This is a genomic window from Nocardia farcinica, from assembly GCF_001182745.1.
GTDB lineage: Bacteria > Actinomycetota > Actinomycetes > Mycobacteriales > Mycobacteriaceae > Nocardia > Nocardia farcinica.
The window spans coordinates 3630727-3648762 of the sequence record NZ_LN868938.1; the positions used below are offsets into that span (position 1 = coordinate 3630727).

21 protein-coding genes are annotated in these 18036 nt (G+C 66.8%); 9 read left to right on the forward strand and 12 right to left on the reverse strand.

Features of this window, described 5'->3' with window-relative positions:
- Nucleotides 1-10 precede the first annotated feature (10 nt).
- Nucleotides 11-1177, forward strand: a complete 1167-nt coding sequence (locus tag AMO33_RS16900; RefSeq protein ID WP_060593199.1) for a YhgE/Pip domain-containing protein — start codon at nucleotides 11-13, stop codon at nucleotides 1175-1177.
- A gap of 29 nt (nucleotides 1178-1206) precedes the next feature.
- On the opposite strand, the gene AMO33_RS16905 is transcribed toward AMO33_RS16900, so the two are convergent.
- The gene (locus tag AMO33_RS16905; RefSeq protein ID WP_011207193.1) at nucleotides 1207-2355 is read right to left on the reverse strand and encodes a citrate synthase 2; all 1149 of its coding nucleotides are present in this window, start codon (nucleotides 2353-2355) and stop codon (nucleotides 1207-1209) included.
- Between the two features lie 122 nt (nucleotides 2356-2477).
- Between AMO33_RS16905 and pdxH the strand changes: the two genes are divergently transcribed.
- The 3 genes from pdxH to AMO33_RS16920 all read left to right on the forward strand — a co-directional run bounded on the left by pdxH (nucleotide 2478) and on the right by AMO33_RS16920 (nucleotide 5471).
- On the forward strand, nucleotides 2478-3233 hold the full coding sequence (gene pdxH, locus AMO33_RS16910; RefSeq protein WP_060593200.1) for a pyridoxamine 5'-phosphate oxidase: 756 nt from the start codon (nucleotides 2478-2480) through the stop codon (nucleotides 3231-3233).
- Nucleotides 3234-3838: 605 nt separating this feature from the next.
- Nucleotides 3839-5077 (forward strand): citrate synthase, encoded by a 1239-nt coding sequence (locus AMO33_RS16915; RefSeq protein WP_050768212.1) that lies wholly within the window; start codon nucleotides 3839-3841, stop codon nucleotides 5075-5077.
- Between the two features lie 34 nt (nucleotides 5078-5111).
- Nucleotides 5112-5471 (forward strand): FKBP-type peptidyl-prolyl cis-trans isomerase, encoded by a 360-nt coding sequence (locus AMO33_RS16920; protein ID WP_011207189.1) that lies wholly within the window; start codon nucleotides 5112-5114, stop codon nucleotides 5469-5471.
- 54 nt (nucleotides 5472-5525) lie between these two features.
- Here the strand turns inward: AMO33_RS16920 and AMO33_RS16925 are convergent, their stop codons facing one another.
- Nucleotides 5526-6098: a hypothetical protein gene (locus AMO33_RS16925; RefSeq protein WP_240327545.1), complete on the reverse strand. Its 573-nt coding sequence runs from the start codon at nucleotides 6096-6098 to the stop codon at nucleotides 5526-5528.
- 277 nt (nucleotides 6099-6375) lie between these two features.
- Between AMO33_RS16925 and serC the strand changes: the two genes are divergently transcribed.
- The 3 genes from serC to AMO33_RS16940 all read left to right on the forward strand — a co-directional run bounded on the left by serC (nucleotide 6376) and on the right by AMO33_RS16940 (nucleotide 9617).
- On the forward strand, nucleotides 6376-7500 hold the full coding sequence (gene serC / locus AMO33_RS16930; protein WP_041559824.1) for a phosphoserine transaminase: 1125 nt from the start codon (nucleotides 6376-6378) through the stop codon (nucleotides 7498-7500).
- Nucleotides 7501-7734: 234 nt separating this feature from the next.
- On the forward strand, nucleotides 7735-8718 hold the full coding sequence (gene sepH / locus AMO33_RS16935) for a septation protein SepH (RefSeq protein ID WP_076574134.1): 984 nt from the start codon (nucleotides 7735-7737) through the stop codon (nucleotides 8716-8718).
- 158 nt (nucleotides 8719-8876) lie between these two features.
- The gene (locus AMO33_RS16940; protein WP_060593202.1) at nucleotides 8877-9617 is read left to right on the forward strand and encodes a DUF6928 family protein; all 741 of its coding nucleotides are present in this window, start codon (nucleotides 8877-8879) and stop codon (nucleotides 9615-9617) included.
- Nucleotides 9618-9625: 8 nt separating this feature from the next.
- Here the strand turns inward: AMO33_RS16940 and AMO33_RS16945 are convergent, their stop codons facing one another.
- Both AMO33_RS16945 and AMO33_RS16950 read right to left on the reverse strand, forming a co-directional pair.
- The gene (locus tag AMO33_RS16945) at nucleotides 9626-9916 is read right to left on the reverse strand and encodes a DUF2537 domain-containing protein (RefSeq protein ID WP_060593540.1); all 291 of its coding nucleotides are present in this window, start codon (nucleotides 9914-9916) and stop codon (nucleotides 9626-9628) included.
- Nucleotides 9917-9927: 11 nt separating this feature from the next.
- A complete protein-coding gene (locus AMO33_RS16950) occupies nucleotides 9928-10731 on the reverse strand; it encodes a TrmH family RNA methyltransferase (protein ID WP_060593203.1) in 804 nt (267 codons plus the stop codon).
- An 86-nt stretch (nucleotides 10732-10817) separates the two neighbouring features.
- On the opposite strand from AMO33_RS16950, the gene AMO33_RS16955 reads away from it, so the two are divergent.
- Both AMO33_RS16955 and AMO33_RS16960 read left to right on the forward strand, forming a co-directional pair.
- Entirely contained in the window at nucleotides 10818-11201 is a 384-nt protein-coding gene (locus AMO33_RS16955) for a YccF domain-containing protein (protein ID WP_240327563.1), read from the forward strand.
- Complete coding sequence (locus tag AMO33_RS16960) at nucleotides 11150-12631, forward strand: recombinase family protein (RefSeq protein WP_082668696.1); 1482 nt, start codon at nucleotides 11150-11152, stop codon at nucleotides 12629-12631. The genes AMO33_RS16955 and AMO33_RS16960 overlap by 52 nt, the downstream gene beginning before the upstream one ends.
- A gap of 95 nt (nucleotides 12632-12726) precedes the next feature.
- Here the strand turns inward: AMO33_RS16960 and AMO33_RS16965 are convergent, their stop codons facing one another.
- From AMO33_RS16965 to AMO33_RS32335, 8 genes are all read right to left on the reverse strand, one after another.
- Entirely contained in the window at nucleotides 12727-13065 is a 339-nt protein-coding gene (locus AMO33_RS16965; RefSeq protein ID WP_060593204.1) for a hypothetical protein, read from the reverse strand.
- 254 nt (nucleotides 13066-13319) lie between these two features.
- Nucleotides 13320-14366, reverse strand: coding sequence for an RNA ligase family protein (locus tag AMO33_RS16970; protein ID WP_060593205.1), 1047 nt, complete (start codon nucleotides 14364-14366; stop codon nucleotides 13320-13322).
- A gap of 291 nt (nucleotides 14367-14657) precedes the next feature.
- A complete protein-coding gene (locus AMO33_RS16975) occupies nucleotides 14658-15254 on the reverse strand; it encodes a phosphatase domain-containing protein (RefSeq protein WP_139337593.1) in 597 nt (198 codons plus the stop codon).
- A gap of 604 nt (nucleotides 15255-15858) precedes the next feature.
- The gene (locus AMO33_RS31515; protein ID WP_159005673.1) at nucleotides 15859-16029 is read right to left on the reverse strand and encodes a hypothetical protein; all 171 of its coding nucleotides are present in this window, start codon (nucleotides 16027-16029) and stop codon (nucleotides 15859-15861) included.
- A 10-nt stretch (nucleotides 16030-16039) separates the two neighbouring features.
- The gene (locus AMO33_RS33020; RefSeq protein ID WP_307584754.1) at nucleotides 16040-16447 is read right to left on the reverse strand and encodes a deoxycytidylate deaminase; all 408 of its coding nucleotides are present in this window, start codon (nucleotides 16445-16447) and stop codon (nucleotides 16040-16042) included.
- Nucleotides 16399-16578: a hypothetical protein gene (locus AMO33_RS31520; RefSeq protein WP_139337592.1), complete on the reverse strand. Its 180-nt coding sequence runs from the start codon at nucleotides 16576-16578 to the stop codon at nucleotides 16399-16401. The genes AMO33_RS33020 and AMO33_RS31520 overlap by 49 nt, the downstream gene beginning before the upstream one ends.
- A gap of 26 nt (nucleotides 16579-16604) precedes the next feature.
- The gene (locus tag AMO33_RS16980) at nucleotides 16605-16832 is read right to left on the reverse strand and encodes a hypothetical protein (RefSeq protein ID WP_139337591.1); all 228 of its coding nucleotides are present in this window, start codon (nucleotides 16830-16832) and stop codon (nucleotides 16605-16607) included.
- Between the two features lie 4 nt (nucleotides 16833-16836).
- Entirely contained in the window at nucleotides 16837-18015 is a 1179-nt protein-coding gene (locus tag AMO33_RS32335; protein ID WP_197657770.1) for a DNA polymerase A family protein, read from the reverse strand.
- Between the last annotated feature and the right edge of the window lie 21 nt (nucleotides 18016-18036).

The following is an 18036-nucleotide window of genomic DNA, read 5'->3' on the forward strand; positions in this document are numbered from 1 at the left end:
GTCGAAATCCGTGAGCAGACTTCGTGCCCGGTGGGCGGTCCTTGTCGTCGGAATTCTCGCCGCCGGGGCGGTCGGCGCGGTCGCGTGTACCCGCACCGATCCGCCGCCGACCGGCATCGCCCTGGTCGACACCGATACCGGCCCGACGGGCGCCCGCATCGCGCAGTCGCTGACCAAGGACGGCGGCGGATACGACTGGACCGTGGTCGAGCCCGGCGCCGCGAGCACCGCGGACTACGCCGCGGTGATCACCCTGCCCGCCGACCTGACCACCGCGATGGGCTCGCTGGCAGGCCCGCAGCCGCAGCGCGCCAAGCTCACCGTGGCCACCCACGAGGACGCCGACCCGCACCTGGTCGACGGCGCCACCGCGGTGCTCACCAAACGGATCGGCGCCACCGGCGTTGATGCCGCCCTGACCGCGGTGGCCCAGGCCCGCACCCAGCTCACCGGCGTGCAGCTGACCGCGCAACTGTTGGGGGCCGGGGTGCAGGTCGCGGCCGCAGGCGCGGACCAGTTCAACGCCGGGGCGGAGCAGATGCTCGGATTCCTCGACTTCGCGAAGTCCGGCGCGGCCCAGCTCACCTCGGCCATCGAACTGCTGAACAGCACCGTCGCGGGTGCCACCGCGCAGGCCGAGCAGCTGGCCGCCGCCCTGGACAGCACCGGGGTCACCATCGCGCAGGTCGAGCAGTCCGCCCAGGCCGTGGGCAGCGGACTGGACCAGATCCTGCCGCTGCTGCGCGGCCTGCCGTTCGCGGTCGACCCGGCGCTGGCCGACATCATCGGCAAGCTGGAGGGGCTGCGCGCGCTGGCGGGCCAGGCCGGTTCGCAGTTGACCGGGATCGGCACGCTGGTGGGCGGATCGGTGGATCCGGACACCGATCTGGGCACCCTGTTGCGCACGGTGGTCGACCGTCTCACCGCCGCGAGCGCCCAGCTCACCCAGGGTGCGGAGCTGGCCGCCGGCCTGCCGCAGCTGGCCGAGCAGGGCGGCGCGCAGTTGATCGACGCGATGGGTCAGCTCACCGGTGGGGTCGAGCAGTTGCAGACCATCGTCACCAACCTGGGCACCCAGACGGGAAAGGCGATGGACGCACTGCCGGTGCGCAGCAGCGCCCAGCAGTCCGCCATCGCCTCGGCGTTGACCGATCCGGTCGAGATCGTCCGGGAGTGACCCCGGCACGATCTCAGGGGGTTCCTGGCTCAGAGGTGGCTGATGTCGGACCAGCCCGCGACCTCGGCCGGCTTGCGCGGGCCGGGGCCGGTGTAGATGGCGGCCGGGCGGACCAGCTTGCCCAGCTGCTTCTGCTCCAGGATGTGCGCGCACCAGCCCGCGGTGCGGCCGCAGGTGAACATCGCGGGCATCATGTGCGCGGGCACCTCGGCGAAATCGAGGATGACCGCGGCCCAGAACTCGACGTTGGTCTCGATCGCGCGATCCGGGCGGCGCTCCCGCAGCTCGGCGAGCGCGGCCTGCTCGAGCGCCGCGGCCACCTCGTAGCGCGGCGCGCCGAGGCGCTGGGCGGTGGCGCGCAGCACGCGGGCGCGCGGGTCCTCGGCCCGGTACACCCGGTGGCCGAAGCCCATCAGCTTCTCCTTGCGGTCGAGGATGCCCTTGACCAGCGCGCGGGCGTCGCCGGTCTTCTCGACCTCCTCGATCATCGGGAGCACGCGGGCGGGGGCGCCGCCGTGCAGCGGGCCCGACATCGCGCCGATCGCGCCGGACAGCGAGGCCGCCACGTCGGCGCCGGTGGAGGCGATGACGCGGGCGGTGAAGGTGGAGGCGTTCATGCCGTGCTCGGCGGCGGAGACCCAGTAGGCGTCGATGGCCTCGATGTGTCGCGGGTCCGGGTCACCCTTCCAGCGGGTCATGAACCGCTCGGTGACGGTGTTGCACTCGTCGATCTTCTTCTGCGGCACGGCGGGCTGGTAGATGCCGCGCGCGGACTGCGCGACATAGGACAGCGCCATCACCGAGGCGCGCGCGAGATTCTCGCGGGCGGTCTGGTCGTCGATGTCGAGCAGCGGCTGGTAGCCCCAGATCGGCGCGAGCATGGCCAGGCCGGCCTGCACGTCGACGCGCACGTCGCCGGTGTGCACCGGCAGCGGGAACGGCTCGGCGGGCGGCAGGCCGTGACCGAACTCGCCGTCGACCAGCAGCGCCCACACATCGCCGAAGGTCACTCGGCTACCGACCAGATCCTCGATGTCGACGCCGCGGTAGCGCAGCGCGCCGCCGTCCTTGTCCGGTTCGGCGATGTCGGTGGTGAAGGCCACCACGCCCTCGAGACCGCTGACGAAATCGCTGGGTACGGTGGCCTGTCCACCGGGAACCGCGGGGCTGGTAGTCATGGTGTCGACTCTCCTTGCACTTCGGGTCGCATGAGTTCTCGCCGAGGGGGGTGGTGTTTCGCCGAGCACATGCCGATCACCAAAACCTTATCCCGCTGCTACCGCGGAGTAACGTCAGCCCCATGCGTGACCTGGACAATTCGGCGCCGCGCGCGGACCGGCCCGCCTCCGAGGCCGAGCACCGGGCGGCCCTGCGGCGGGTGGCCGCGGACCTGGCGGCCATGCGCGTCGACTACGGCGGCGTGCCCTCCGGTTCGGGCGAGGACGTCGATCTCGACGAGGCGTGGCTGGCCGGTGGCTGGGAACCGTTGCTGCGCAACTGGATCGAGCAGGCCACCGCGGTCGACATCGCCGAGCCCAACGCGATGGTGCTGGCGACCGTCGCGGTGGTGGCCGGGGTGCCCCGGCCCGCGTCCAGAACCGTACTGTGTAAAGGGCTCTCGCCCGAGGGTGTGACTTTTTACACGAACTACGACTCGGCGAAGGGCACCCAGCTGGCCGCGGTGCCCTATGCCGCGGCCACCTTCGTCTGGCCCGCGCTGGGCAGGCAGGTGCACCTGCGCGGACCGGTCGAGCGGACCTCGGCCGAGCAGACCGCGGTCTACTGGCGCTCCCGGCCGCGCGACTCCCAGCTCGGCGCCTGGGCCTCCCAGCAGTCGAGGCCGATCGACTCCCGCGCGGCGCTGGACCGGGCGTTGGCCGAGGTCACCGCCCGGTTCGCCGGGGTCGACGAGATCCCGGTGCCGCCGCACTGGGGTGGTTATCTGCTGCGGCCGGAGCAGGTGGAGTTCTGGCAGGGGCGGCGCGGGCGGCTGCACAACCGGCTGCTGGTGCGGGTCGCGGGCGAGCGGATGACGGTCGAACGGCTTCAGCCCTGATCCAGCGCGTGATATTTCCCACGGTTTCGGCCGCGGCCGGGCCGGGTACCGCTGGGCGGCGAATCCGGCGACCGGCGCCGCACCGGCCGTTCGCGCGGGTGGGCTGCCGGGGCGACGACCGACCCGGCCGACACCGCGACGCGCACCCGGGCGCGGGGCCCGCGGGGAGCGGGTCACCCCGGCCCGGCGGCGGGGCACCGGAGCCTTTCCGACATTCGGCGACATGCCGATGACCAGGCAGATCGGGCCGTGCGCCGCCACTCACCGGCCCGCGCCGCCAATTGTGCGGCCGACCAGGCGAGTTCGAGCCCGACCGGGCCCCCGACCCGCGCTCCGCACCGGGCTCCGCGTGACCACCGCGCCGAGCGACCCACGGGCGAATCGGGGGGTCGCGAACGTGCCGCGACCACCCCGCGAGGAAAATCGGCACTGCGCCCCCTCATGCCGGGCGGGCGCATGTCAGCGACTAGCGTCTAGGTAATCGCACCGCCGTGCCGACCGCACTTCGATGCCGACGGTCCTAGCCTGAGAGGGATCCTTCCGTGCCCGAGAACCACATCGACGACGCCAAGCCGGTACTGAGTTACCCGGGCGGCGAATACGCCATGACGATCACCGAGGCCACCGAGGGCAACCACGGTATCGATCTGGGCAAAATGCTGGCCAGCACCGGATACGTCACCTACGACCCGGGCTTCATGAACACCGCCCCCACCAAGTCGGCGATCACCTACATCGACGGTGAGGCGGGCATCCTGCGCTACCGCGGCTACCCGATCGAGCAGCTGGCCGACTCCTCGACCTTCATCGAGGTCAGCTACCTGCTGATCTACGGCGAGCTACCCACCCAGGCCCAGCTCGACGACTTCACCGACCGGATCCGCCGCCACACCCTGCTGCACGAGGACCTCAAGCGGTTCTTCGACGGCTTCCCGCGCAACGCGCACCCCATGCCGGTGCTCTCCTCGGCGGTCAACGCGCTGTCGGCCTACTACCAGGACTCGCTGGACCCGCGCGACCCCGAGCAGGTCGAGCTGTCCACCATCCGCCTGCTGGCCAAGCTGCCCACCATCGCGGCCTACTCCTACAAGAAGTCGGTCGGCCAGCCGTTCCTCTACCCGGACAACTCGCTGACCCTGGTGGAGAACTTCCTGCGGATGACCTTCGGTTTCCCGGCCGAGCCCTACGAGGTCGATCCCGAGGTCGCGGCCGCGCTGGACATGCTGCTGATCCTGCACGCCGATCACGAGCAGAACTGTTCCACCTCCACCGTGCGCCTGGTCGGCTCCTCGGACGCCAACCTGTTCACCTCGGTCTCCGGCGGTATCAACGCGCTGTGGGGCCCGCTGCACGGCGGCGCGAACCAGGCCGTGCTGGAGATGCTCGACGACATCAAGGCCCAGGGCGGTGACGTCAAGGAGTTCATCCGCAAGGTCAAGAACAAGGAAGACGGCGTGAAGCTGATGGGCTTCGGGCACCGCGTCTACCGCAACTACGACCCGCGCGCCGCCATCGCCAAGAAGCACGCCGACAACATCCTGCGCAAGCTGGGCGGCGACGACGAGCTGTTCGAGATCGCCCAGGCGCTGGAGGAGGCCGCGCTGACCGACGACTACTTCGTCGAGCGTCGCCTGTACCCGAACGTCGACTTCTACACCGGCGTCATCTACAAGGCGATGGGCTTCCCCACCCGGATGTTCACCGTGCTGTTCGCGATGGGCCGGCTGCCGGGCTGGATCGCGCACTGGCGCGAGATGCACAGCGAGCCGCTGAAGATCGGCCGCCCGCGACAGATCTACACCGGGTATGGTGCGCGCGACTACAGCCGGATCACCGAACGCTGAATCAATTCACATCAACTATCGAAGGGGATAGCGAATGACCAAGCCGGTAGTCGAATTCCAGGCGGGCCCGCCGCCGACCGAGCTCGTCGTCAAGGACATCATCGTCGGTGAGGGCAAGGAGGCCGTGCCCGGCGGCACCGTCGAGGTGCACTACGTGGGCGTCGAATTCGATACCGGCGAGGAATTCGACTCGTCCTGGAGCCGTGGCGAGTCGATCACCTTCCCGCTGCGCGGCCTGATCCAGGGCTGGCAGGACGGCATCCCGGGCATGAAGGTGGGCGGCCGCCGTCAGCTGACCATCCCGCCGGAGCTGGCCTACGGCCCGGCCGGGTCGGGGCACAAGCTCTCGGGCAAGACCCTGGTCTTCGTGATCGATCTGCTCAACGCCAACTGAGCCGAGCACGCCGCACGGCCCGCGCTCCCGTCCGGGGGCGCGGGCCGTCGTCGTTCAGTCCTCGGCCACCGAGGCCGCCCAGTCCACCGCCACCGACTCGCCGCGGTCGACGGTGAAGAACGCCACCCGCAGGTGCTTGCCCAGGTCGACGAGCTCCAGCGCGGCCAGCGGCACCGGCTCGATCACCCGCACCCGCCACGGGCGCGGCTCGTCCCACGCGCGCAGTTCCAGGTCCAGCCGCAGCACCGGGTCGTCGCGGCCGCCGTAGTCGGTGGCGACGGGGGTGGCGGCCAGCACGGTGGCCTCGGCGCGGCGGCCGTCGGCGAGGATGCGGGTCCGGCCGGTGGTCGCGTCGTCGGTGGTCTCGTCGACGTAGAGCACCAGGCGCGCGGGGTCGTCGGTGTCGATCCGGCAGCGCACGGTGTCGCCGGGGCGCATGACGGACAGGTCGGCGGGGCGGACGGGCTGGCGGACGGTCGCTTCGTAGGGCAGCCGGCCGACCGGCTGGACGCGAACCCGGAACACCTGCTCGGGTTCCGTCGCGCCGGATTGCCCACCGGCTGCCACCGTGCCCCCGGCGCGCCTGCGGGGCAACGGCCACGCCGGTGGGCGTACGCCGGGGCGCACGCCGAGGATCGTCGCGTTCCCCGGCGTTCCGCGCAGCAACAGCTCCTGCCGGACCGCCGCGGGAAGGGCGGTCCCGGTCGATTCACGGGCTCGTGCGCGGCGACCGCGCGGTCGCCATCCCGAGTTCGCTGCCGCCTTGCCCATGGGTCGATACGTTAGTCGCCTCGCGCCCACTGCGACCCTCGTCACACGGCCGGAACCGGACCGGCGTGTCCTGTCGGCGCCGACCCCCACCCGCTGTGATCGGGCAGGTCGGACACGCTTTACCCTGGTGCGCATGACCACTGCGTTCCCCACCATCCCCGACGACCTCAAGCCCGCCGACGGACGCTTCGGCTGTGGCCCTTCCAAGGTTCGCCCGGAACAGCTCGAGTCCCTCGTGCGGGTGGGCGGCTCGGTGTTCGGAACCTCGCACCGGCAGAAGCCGGTCAAGGATGTGGTCGCGCGCGTGCGCAGCGGCCTGCGCGAACTGTTCTCGCTGCCCGACGACTACGAGGTGGTGCTCGGTAACGGCGGCACCACCGCGTTCTGGGACGCCGCCGCGTTCGGCCTGATCCGGGAGCGTTCGCTGCACCTGACCAACGGCGAGTTCTCCAGCAAGTTCGCCGCCGTGGCCAAGGGCAACCCGTTCATCGGCGATCCCATCGTCGTCTCGGCCGAGCCGGGCAGCGCCCCCGAGCCGGTGGCCGACCCCGCCGCCGACCTGATCGGCTGGGCCCACAACGAGACCTCCACCGGTGTCGCCATCCCGGTGCAGCGGCCCGCGGGCTCCGAGCACGCGCTGATCGCCATCGACGCCACCTCGGGCGCGGGCGGCCTGCCGGTGACCATCACCGACGCCGACGTGTACTACTTCGCCCCGCAGAAGTGCTTCGCCGCCGACGGCGGCCTGTGGGTGGCGCTGATGAGCCCCGCCGCGCTGGCCCGCGTCGAGGAGATCAAGTCCAGTGGACGCTGGACCCCGGAGTTCCTGTCGCTGCCGGTCGCCATCGACAACAGCACCAAGGAACAGACCTACAACACCCCGGCGATCGCCACCCTGCTGCTGTTCGCCGACCAGATCGAATGGCTCAACGGCAACGGCGGCCTGGACTGGGCGGTCAAGCGCACCGCCGATTCGTCCTCGCGGCTGTACCAGTGGGCCGAGTCCAGCGAGTACGCCACCCCGTACGTCACCGATCCCGCGCACCGCTCGCAGGTGGTGGGCACCATCGATTTCGCCGACAGCGTGGACGCCGCCCAGGTGGCGAAGATCCTGCGCGCCAACGGCATCGTCGACACCGAGCCGTACCGCAAGCTCGGTCGCAACCAGCTGCGCATCGGCATGTTCCCGGCGATCGATCCGGACGACGTCAGCCAGCTGACCCGCAGCATCGACTGGGTCGTGGAAAAGCTGTCCTGACACCGGACGTTCCCGCGGCGTCGGCACCCGTGAAGGGTCCGGCGCCGCAAGCATTTCCGTGGCATCGGTGCGCCGACGAACATCTATACCCCCCAGTGAAATCCACAAACATTAGCGCTTTCTTCGCCACTTCGCGGATTATTCCGCCGCGTGTCTTGCCTCGAGACCCAGTTGTGTGCACTACTGTTGCCAACAGTGGGCGGTGTCGCGAGTCGACGCGATAAGGAGGTTGCGGTGCGTGAACTTCGTGTGATCGGGTTGACGCCCGACTCCACGCACATCGTGTGTGTCGACACCGAGTCCGGCCAGAAGTTCCGGCTCCCCGCCGATGACAAGCTTCGCGCCGCGGCGCGCGGCGACCTTGCCCGGTTCGGCCAGATCGAGATCGAAACGGAGGCGTCCATGCGCCCTCGCGATATTCAGGCCCGCATCCGGGCCGGCGCGTCCGTCGAGCAGGTGACCGCCGAGTCGGGGATGCCCGCCGCGCGCGTCGAGCGATTCGCCTACCCGGTCCTGTTGGAGCGGGCGCGGGCGGCCGAACTGGCCCAGAAGGCGCATCCGGTGCGTGCCGACGGCCCCGCCGTGGAGACCCTGATCGAGGTGGTGACCGCGGCCTTCACCGAGCGCGGGCACACGCTCGAGAACGCCGAGTGGGACGCCTGGAAGGACGAGAAGGGCTTCTGGATCGCCCAGTTGCAGTGGCAGAACGGCCGTTCCGAGATCGCCGCGCACTGGCGCTACCAGCCCGATGCGCACGGCGGCACGGTCGCACCGCTGGACGATCCGGCCGCCGACCTGATCGATCCGGACTTCGGGCGCGCGCTGCGCGGATTGGCGACGATCCTGCCGACCGAGCCCGAGCCCGAGCCGGCCGGGCCCGCCGAGCCGGTCGTGGAGCCGCGCGAGTCCGCCGCTGCCCCGGTCCGCCCCGCCCAGCCGGTGGTGGAGGAGTACTTCGAGAAGCGCGCCGTCGCCGCGGGTGGCGGTGCCGCGGCCATTCCGGCGGCGCCGGTGGCCGGGTCCGCGGGTGCGGTCGAGCCTGCGACGGCCGCGGCCACCGCGGACGCGGCCGCCAAGGCTCCGGCCGCCGACGCGACGCCCGAGCCCGCCGAGAAGGAACAGAAGGCACCGGCCAAGCCGGCGCGCGCCAAGCGCGGCAAGGCGCCCATGCCCTCCTGGGAGGACGTGTTGCTCGGGGTGCGCAGCTCCGGCCACTGAGCGGTGGCGGCACTCCCTTCCTCGGCACCGCGTGGATAACGATCCGGGCTGTTCGCGGTCCATTTTCCGGAGTGTCCGATTTTCCGGCACGTACCGTGGACACGTACGGTAGCGGAGAGTTCGCGAGGTGACTCGCGCAGCGATCGGAGGTGCCGGAAATGTTGTCCAGAGCCTCAACCGTTTGGTACGTCGACGCCGCCGACCCGCTGGCCGTGCTGCGTGCGAATCCCGATCCGGATCCCGGTGCGGCCCAGGCGCTCGCCAAGCAGCTGCACGAGGACTACGACGTGGTGCCGAAGATGGTCGGCACACTGGCCGGGTGCGCGGGCCCGGACGCCGACGAGGTCTACATCGGTTGCTATCCCGGCGTCACGGTGGTGTGCTCGCGGCAGGTGCGCCTGCCGAGGCCGACCGCGCTGCCGGAGTTGCTGATCCGCCCGCTGGCCTCCGAGCAGACCTACCTGGTGGCGTTCGACGTCACGATGGGCTGGGGGGCGTTCGCACAGTGGGAGCGCGGCGAATTCCGTCGCGCGTTCTCCTCCTCGCGGGTGAACATCCTCGAGGACGAGGGACTGCCGCTGGTGTGGGAGCGGCCGTTCTGGGCGGGGGAGCACCCGGTGCAGTGGCGCGCGGGCGAGCTGCCCGACCCGCAGTGCCTGCCGTTCGATCCGCCGGATTTCGCCGACGCCGCCAACAACGAGTGGCTGGGCTTCCACTACCGCGCGCCCGCGGCCGAGGGCGCGCTCGTGCCCGGCGACGTCGCGGTCTGCGGGTTCACCCTGGTGCCCAAGGGGCAGACGCTCACCGACGACGCACCCGACGACCCCGCCCCGCACTCACCGCCCCGCCCACAGCGGCGCGGGCTGCGCGGCTGGCTGCGCGGTGACCACTCGGGCTGATCCCCGCATCACAGCGCGGCGAGACCGGCGATGATCAATCCGAGCCAACCGAGTCCGACGCCCACCGCGCAGCCGAGCAGCACCCAGCGGGTGACCGGGGTGTGCCGCCAGCGCCACGCCGTCGGCGCCGCGCCGCCGACGGCGATCAGGTTGATCAGCACCGCCAGCGCCGGATGCACCTGCGCCAGCGCGGCGCCGAACGCGTACACCGCGACGGTGGCCGGCGCGGCGACGAGCACCGTCACGGTGATGCCCGCCGCCCACGGGGTGGGGTCCTGCACCGGCGGATTCTCGGTCATGGTCACGCCCCTCATGCGGTCCGCACCCGTTCGTAGAAGGCCATCGCCGCGGCGGTGGCGACGTTCAGCGAGTCGGTGCCCGGCGTCATCGGGATGCGGGCGCGCACGTCACAGGCGCGCATCGCCTCGGCCGTGAGGCCGGGGCCCTCGGCGCCGAGCAGCAGGGCCACCCGCTCGCCGGTCATCGCGCTCGCCAGATTGCGCGCGGCCGGATCGGGTGTCATCGCGATCAGCTGGAAACCGTGCTCGCGCAGCGTGGCCAGCCCGTCCGGCCAGGCGGGCACCCGGGCGAAGGGCACCCGCAGCACATGCCCCATGGACACCCGGACCGAGCGCCGGTAGAGCGGGTCCGAGCAGCGGTCGCCGAACAGGACGGCGTCGACGCCGAGCCCGGCGGCGTTGCGGAACATCGAGCCGAGATTCTCGTGATCGTTCACGCCCTCGAGCACGGCCACCGTGCGGGCCCGGGCCACCACCTCGGCCATGCTCAGCGCGGGCGGTCGGCGGGCCACGGCGAGCACACCGCGGTTGAGGTGGAAGCCGACGATCTCGGCCATCACCTCCGCGCTGGTGCGGTAGTAGGGCACGTCCACCGCGGCCAGGTCGGCGGCGAGTTGGTCGTAGCGCCGCGCCACGCCCAGCAGCGCACTCGGGGTGAACCGCGAGTCCAGCATCCGCTGCACCACGACCACGCCCTCGGCGATCACCAGTCCCTTGCCGCCGGGCAGGTCCGGGCGACGGTCCGCGTCGGACAGGTCGCGGAAGTCGTCCACCCGCGGGTCGGCGGGGTCGTCCACGTCGATCACTTCGGCCACGTCTCCATCCTGCCCGGTGGCCGCCCGGTGTCCGCGACCACCTGCGGGCACCGCGCCGAGCTGGCATCCTGGAGAGCGTGAAGCCGATTCAGCTGGTGCTCAACATCCTGTGGCTGATCTTCGCGGGATTCTGGATGGCGCTCGGCTACATCGTGGCCGGGATCATCTGCTGCGTGTTGATCATCACCATCCCGTTCGGGATCGCCTCGTTCCGCATCGCCGCCTACGTGCTGTGGCCGTTCGGCCGCACCACCGTCGAGAAGCCCGGCGCGGGAGCGGGTTCGCTGATCGGCAACATCATCTGGTTCCTGGTGGCCGGGTGGTGGCTGGCGATCGGGCACCTGCTCACCAGCATCCCGCTGTTCGTCTCGATCATCGGAATCCCGTTCGGCTGTCCGAGACTGATAGAGTTCCCATTATGGCAGCCACATCACTCCGCGCGCTGGTCGGCGCGCGTGTCTCCGTCCTGAAGGGCGCGGAGAAAGTCAGCAACCTAGCACAGATCGGCACCGGGTCAAGTTGGGTCGTGTCTCGAGGACACCGTATCGTCGGTACGTTCGAAGACCTGGACGTGTCGGCGGACAAGTACACCCCGTTTGATCGTCCAGACCTGGGCCGGTGGCTGACCGATGAGCGCGCCCACGAGTGGGACATGCTCGTCTTCTCGAAGGTCGACCGGGCGTTTCGATCCATCCGGGACACGGTGGACCTTGCTCGCTGGATCGAAGCGCGGAAGAAGATTCTTGTCTTTGCCGAGGACGGGATGGTCCTCAACTACCGCGACGACGTGGACAGTTTCGAGCGTATGATGTCTGAGTTCTTCATCATGGTTGCGAGTTTCTTCGCACAGATGGAACTGAACCGTTTCAAATCCAGGGCCAAGGATGCTCACCGCATCATCCGGCAAACGGACCGATGGGCGAACGGCGTACCGCCGTACGGGTTTTGGACCGCCCCGCACCCGTCCGGTAAGGGTCGGTGCTTGGTCCCGGACCCGGAGGGGCGGCGAGTCCTCCGGGAGGTCATCGCGCCCCGATTGCTCGCCGGAGACTCCTTTTCGTCCATCGTGGCCCATCTCAACGCGACAGGCGTCTTGACGAACATGAACCGGGCGAAGGTGGAGGCCGGAAGGGAGCCGAAGGCTGATCCCTGGACTGTGACGAATCTCCGTGACATGCTGACTTCCCTTCGTACCCAGGGAATCAAGATGTCCCAGGGCAAGCCGGTGCTGACCGAAGACGGGTCGATGATCCGCCTTGCTGATCCGACTTTTGATGACGAGACGTGGACGCGAATCCAGGAAGCCGTTGCGGCCCGGTCCCACTCAGGCAAGCGCCGCGTGAACAGTCCTAACCCGTTACTCAGCGTTGGATTCTGCGGAAAGTGCGGTAGCAATCTCTCGCACCAGGTCCAGCAGAACGTTCCGGGAGGCAAGGAATTCCGGTACTACCGGTGCCAGAAGTGCAAGCTTCGAACCCGTGCCGATGAGGCGGAATTTCTACTAGAGGAACTATTTATCGAGACGTACGGACAGCAGGCGGTCACCCGTCGAATCTTTGTCCCCGGGTCGGACAACTCGCGAGAGCTGGAAGAGGTTGAAGCAGCCATAAAGCGATTGCGAATGGAATCCGACGCCGGACTCATCACAACCGAGGAAGACCAGAATCTCTACATGACCCGTCTTTCGTCTCTCGTTGGCCGCAGGAACGCCTTGCAGGCCAATCCGGTAGTTGCACCTACCTGGAGGGAGGAAACGACCGGAGAGACGAACGCTGAAGTGTGGGCGCGGTCCTCCCAGGAAGAGCGGAGGAAGCTACTCCAGGAACGCGGTATCCGGTTCGTCCTCCACCCCGGCAAGCGTTGGGAACTGGTAGACATCATGGGCGAGAAGATCACATAGCCCCGAGACGACGAAAGCCCCCTACCGGGGTGGTAGGGGGCTCTCTTCGTCTATGATCCTGGTTGACCGGGCTAGGTACCAGCTAGCCCGGTCTCTCAGTTGCCGCTCAGGATGTAGGCCCGACGCCGGTCCTTAAGGTCCCGGTTGATGTCCGCCATTTCATAGCGGTTCTTCTTGGCCTCATAGTCCGCGATCTTCAGGCTCATCGGGGAAAACGTGGTCTGGAGTTCCAGACGCTTACGCTTCACCGTCAAGGCCATCGGATTCGTCGGGTCCAGGTAATCAACGTGCTCATCACTGCCGTAGACGAAGCGGTGAGCCTCGATGCTTTCCTCCGCCAGGGCCTCAATCTCGGCCCAGACCTGGGAAGCTTCCTGGTAACCATCCTCGGACTGAGCAAGCGACTCGTACGCGGCAATCATGTCCTTGATCATGGTCTGACCTTTCACTCTGGAGTTTTCAATGTCCCGTCTTGGTGACATCTAGAAGATTACCCCATCGCTTGTTTTGTGTCAACAATCAGATTGAAAATACCGGTCTAGCTGGGGAAACAGTGAGTCCAAGGGCGCCTTGGAAACGAGAAAAACCCCCTACCGTGCGAGTAGGGGGTTTCTCTGGTATCCGATCGGGTAATCGGGCGTCAGCCGCTCGGGTCGAGAATAGCTGACACCTTCAGGGTAGCACCGGCTTACGCCACTGCCGACTCCAGGTCGACGGTGCCAGCGTCGAGCATCTTCGTTTCGTGCTCCAGAAACGCCGGGCTCTTCGCCTTCAGCAGAAGCGGTGTGATGCCCTCACGACGGATAACGACACCTTCGTCCACGGTTCCGTTCTCGTCCAACGGGACGGCGGTCCGCCATCCGGCATCTCGGTACCTGATGTCCATGAGGTCGTTCACATCGAGGTCCATTGCATAGCCCTCGTACAGCGTGGGGACGACCTCCAGGCCGCGCTCCGCGCAGAATTCGCGGACGGCGGGCCACGACAGATCGACCGTCAAGCCCTGGTCGTTGATCGTTGCCACGCGGTAGACGTAAAGGCGGCTCTGCCCCTTCGGAATCTGGTAGGTGTAGCCCTTCTGGATGGGCTCACCGTCCGGTGTCCACCCCACCAACTCACCGAAGACCAGGAAGCCATCCGGGATCAAACCGTCAAGCTCTCGGCCCTTCTGGGTCCAGATATCCGACTTGTAGAAGTGCCGCTGATTCGGGTCGTTCGCGTCCTTGGTCACCCGGCGCGAGCCGTACACCTGGTCATACTCGGTGGTCTGGACTCGCACACCCATCCGCCGAGCAAGGCGCTCGCGGATCGTCAGCTTGCGGTTCACCAGAGTTCGGCCGACTCGGATACTCGTGCCGTGAAGCTTCTGCGTCACGTACACGTAATCAGCGTCGTTGATCTGATCGGCGTTGCGGAAGTAGCTCGCAGTGCTCAGGTGCTCGGGGAACATCCTCGGGTCGACGCGCCCGGGGCGCTTCGTGACCGGCTGGTTGCCGGTGGCCGTTTTCGGCTCCCGGATCACGTACTTACGGCAGACTTCCTGGCCGTTGATCGTGTCGAAGGTGTCACCTTCCCGAAGGTCGGCCGGGTCGATGCCGAACACTTCCAGCGAGGACAGCGGCATGAAAATCGCGTTCGACCGCTGGCCGCCAAGCTTGATCGCCTTCACCCGGCGGTTGTCCTCCAGGTACCCGGTGACCGTGCCGTCTGCGTTGTTCTCGGCGTGCCGATACATGTTGTTGGCACTGGCGTACTCGTGGGAGAGCTGGACCTCTGCGGGGAAGAAAACCCCAGGTCCCCCACATTCCAGCCCTTCTGCACGATGGCGGTATGACCGAAAATCGGAATCATGACGATTCGGTCCCGGCCGATAATCGGGACGACGGCGGGCACTCGGGCGACAACCGCCGCGTAGTTCTCGTTTTTCGGCTTGTCAAAGTTCAAAATCGCTACCTCTGTTTCTTGGTTATCTAGTCGCGGATTGGCGGCAGATTGCAGGACATCTATGTTCTCCCCGTGACAAACGTCAGAAATCCCCTGGCTGAACCTGGAAGCACTTCAGATTCAATCGCCGCCACATTGAGACAACCCGGTCCCGGTCATCGAATACACCGAGGACGGTGTATCGGTCCCGAATGTGCTCGTTGAAGATTTCGAGCTTCACCACCGCGTCATCTCGGGTATCGCCCGCCTTGCGCATAAGAAGGGCGTCGACCCGGAAGCCCATAGCCGCAAGCCAGTGCTGAGTAACGTCCCGGCATTCCTCGTTACGACCAGACACGAAAAGGTGCTTCGCATCCGGAATTCCGTCACAGATACCCCAGTGAAGAGCCCGGACGTATACGTCCTCGGCGTCCTCACCTACGCGGCTGTAGTCGTATGGGCTCCGGCCGGTCATGTGCGCCACCGTCCCGTCAATGTCCCAGATATAGGCGTTCTCGCTGCCGATTCCGGTCACAGGCTCGATATCGAGTCGGAATTTGGGTGTGACCGGCTTCCAGTCGCGTAGTGGGTACCGCTTCGCCATGCGGTCGATGACCTTCTCCGGGACGTATCGACCGCCGTTTGCCCGGCGCAGTTCATTGCGCCGCTTACACTCGTCGGGCGGTACCGGGAAGTCCACGCAGACGAACGGAGTGCCTTTACTAGAAACGCGTCATCAATGTAGAAGTTCGCAGTATCGGTGCTTCCAGTGAGCTTGATTGCGACCTTCCGAGAGTCCCCATTAATTGACTCGATCAATCGCAGCCCCCGGAGCTGGACGAAGACGAGTCACACGAACTCGAAGAGGAAGAGGAAGAGGAAGACGCGCTGTAGTAGCCCGAATAGGTGGTGTCGTACGGGGTGCTCGTGTTGCTCGATCCTGCACGGCGGTTCTTGGCCGCCTGCTGGCGTCGCTTGGCGTCACGGAGAGACATGGGGGCATTACCTTTCGATGGAACAGAAAAGCCCGGCTCAGAGGCCGGGCTGGGGAGTATATCTGTTGGGTCAGAACGTTGGAGGGGTGGAGTCGAATCCATCTGAGATTCCTGCCCTATCAGCACACTTGCCCCGATGCACATCCCACTTCGCGCCTTCGGAATCCACGATGTGGTCCCCCTCCCGGATCGACTCGTAACAGATGCAGCACATGCCTGCGAATAGCGGCATGGGAGAACTCATAAGAAGTCCTTCGTGGGTCGTAGTTATCAGGCCGGGTCAGTGCAATCCCAGCAGTTCAGAGCCGGTCACATCAAGTCCGAATCGGCGACGACGTACATTACAAGGAATGATAAAGCCGCCGCAATCACGTTAGCCGACACAAGGGCGGGGTCGTTTCCATACGCAACGACCATCGGGATGCACAGAAGATTCAAGATGCCGAAAAATGCGTTCAGGCCGAAAAGGAAAATACCCATCTTCTAATCCTTAAGGGGTGACGACGCGGGTAATGCCCGCGCCGGAAATCAGCTTGTAGCACGCGTAGCAGGGTGCTCGCGTTACGTAGAGAGTCGCGTCAATGAGGTCTTCCCGATCACAGTGGAGAAGGGCATTCGCCTCCGCGTGGATTGCAATGCAATTATCGTACGAACTGCCGGGCGTGCAGTTGGAAGTACGGCGCGGACAGGTGTGGCAACCTGGCCACCCCGCTGGAGCGCCGTTATATCCAGTGGCCCGGATTCGGTGGTTCCGAACAACGACGGCTCCAACCTTGTCCCGCTCGCAATCCGAGCGGGCAGCGACAGCCCGAGCAATGCCGATAAAGTACTCATCCCAGGTCGGTCGGCTCACTGAAGCACCTTCGGGAATGGCACGCCGGGGTTGGCGGCTCTCCACTCGTCGCGCAGCACGTAAAACTCGTTGGCAACTCGATCAACCTGTGCTTTTGCCTCGCGGAATTTGGGAACCCACTCGTCATTTGCTGCCATCAATGCGGCGGCCCGCTCCCGGTATTCGTCTTCGGTCACTTGTCGTCCCGCCTTTCCGTCATCGCCTAGAAACGGTCTTCTATGTTGCGCTCGATGAGCGCGAGTTGATATTCCCGCATCCGACCGCTCTCGGCTATCTGCGTAGTGGTGCATCGGAAGAATCGGTGCAAGAACTCGTCTTCGGTTACCGGCTCCCAGAACGGCGGCGCATCTTTATCGAGCCAGCCGTCCGGGTCCCAGATCACATGCCCTCTCAATGCCGCCCACACCTGGGGCGGAAGCTTGACACTCAATCTCTCAGCCTTTCATATAGCCATGTCCCCAGGACGGCCCGTACACTTCAGGGTCCGTGTCGATGTCGACACCCCGGAAATTCATCCGCATCAGCCGCGCGATTTCCCGCGCGCCCCACTCCGCTTTTGTGATGGGGACCGATGCGACTACTTCGTCGTGTACGGGTAGGCGTAGGTACGGGGTAAACCCGGCGTCGTGTAGGCGGATCAGGCCCCGGCACGTCACGTCCCGCGAAGTGCTCTGGATCATGTAGTTCAGCGCCGAGTACGCCCGGTCTCGGTCGACCGGGAGCCGACGACCGGTCGGCGTGATGATCCGGCCCGTCTGCCGGGCCTCCGCCTGGAGCTTCACCGAGAGGTCCTTTACGCGCGGGTACCGCGCTTCGAATCCCTCGATCACCCGTTTAGCGACCGCGACCGTGATACCGCCTTGCTCAGCGATGTTCCTCGGTCCAGAGCCGTAGACGTAGGCGAAGTTCACCATCTTTCCGATCTTGCGATCCACACCCGACGCGTCGGCGGTCATCTGGTGTAGGTCAGCGTCGGTAGCGAATGCCTCCCTCATCGTCGGGTCACCGGAAAGCGCCGCGAGAACGCGCAATTCCTGAGCCTTGTAGTCGACGGAGACAATCGTTTGTCCCGGGTCCGCGATGAAGCATCGCCGGACCATCCAATCGCCACTAGGAAGCGTCTGGGCCGGAATACCGGTGATCGACATTCGCGCCGTGCGGGCGCGAAGATGGTTGATGCTCGGGTGTACACGCCCGGCGCTGTCCGCGCCGCTCAGGAACCCGTCAATCCAAGTGGTTCGCCACTTCCTTGCCCGCTTGGCTTCAATCACGGCGGCCGCGAGATGGGCGGGACTCCCGATCGGAGGATCGTCGGTTGCAATGGATTCCAGAAGGGCTTTATCCACCTTGCGTTTACCGGTCGTCGTCCGACCGGGAATCTTCACCCCCAGGTCTTCGAGAGCGTCCGCTACTTGCTCCGTGGAGTTGACGGACTCGACTCCGAAGAACGCCAGTGCGTGAAAAGCGGCCTCTTCTTCCTCGGCCCGGAGCCGGGCCGAGAGGCCCTTGGTGTACTCCAGGTCCAACAGGAAGCCGGTCCGCTCCATCTCAGAACAGATTTCGGCTAGTCGGTGCTCGTATTCGATGAGGTGTCGAGACTCGGGCGGGACCATCGGGTCGAGCTTGCGGCACAG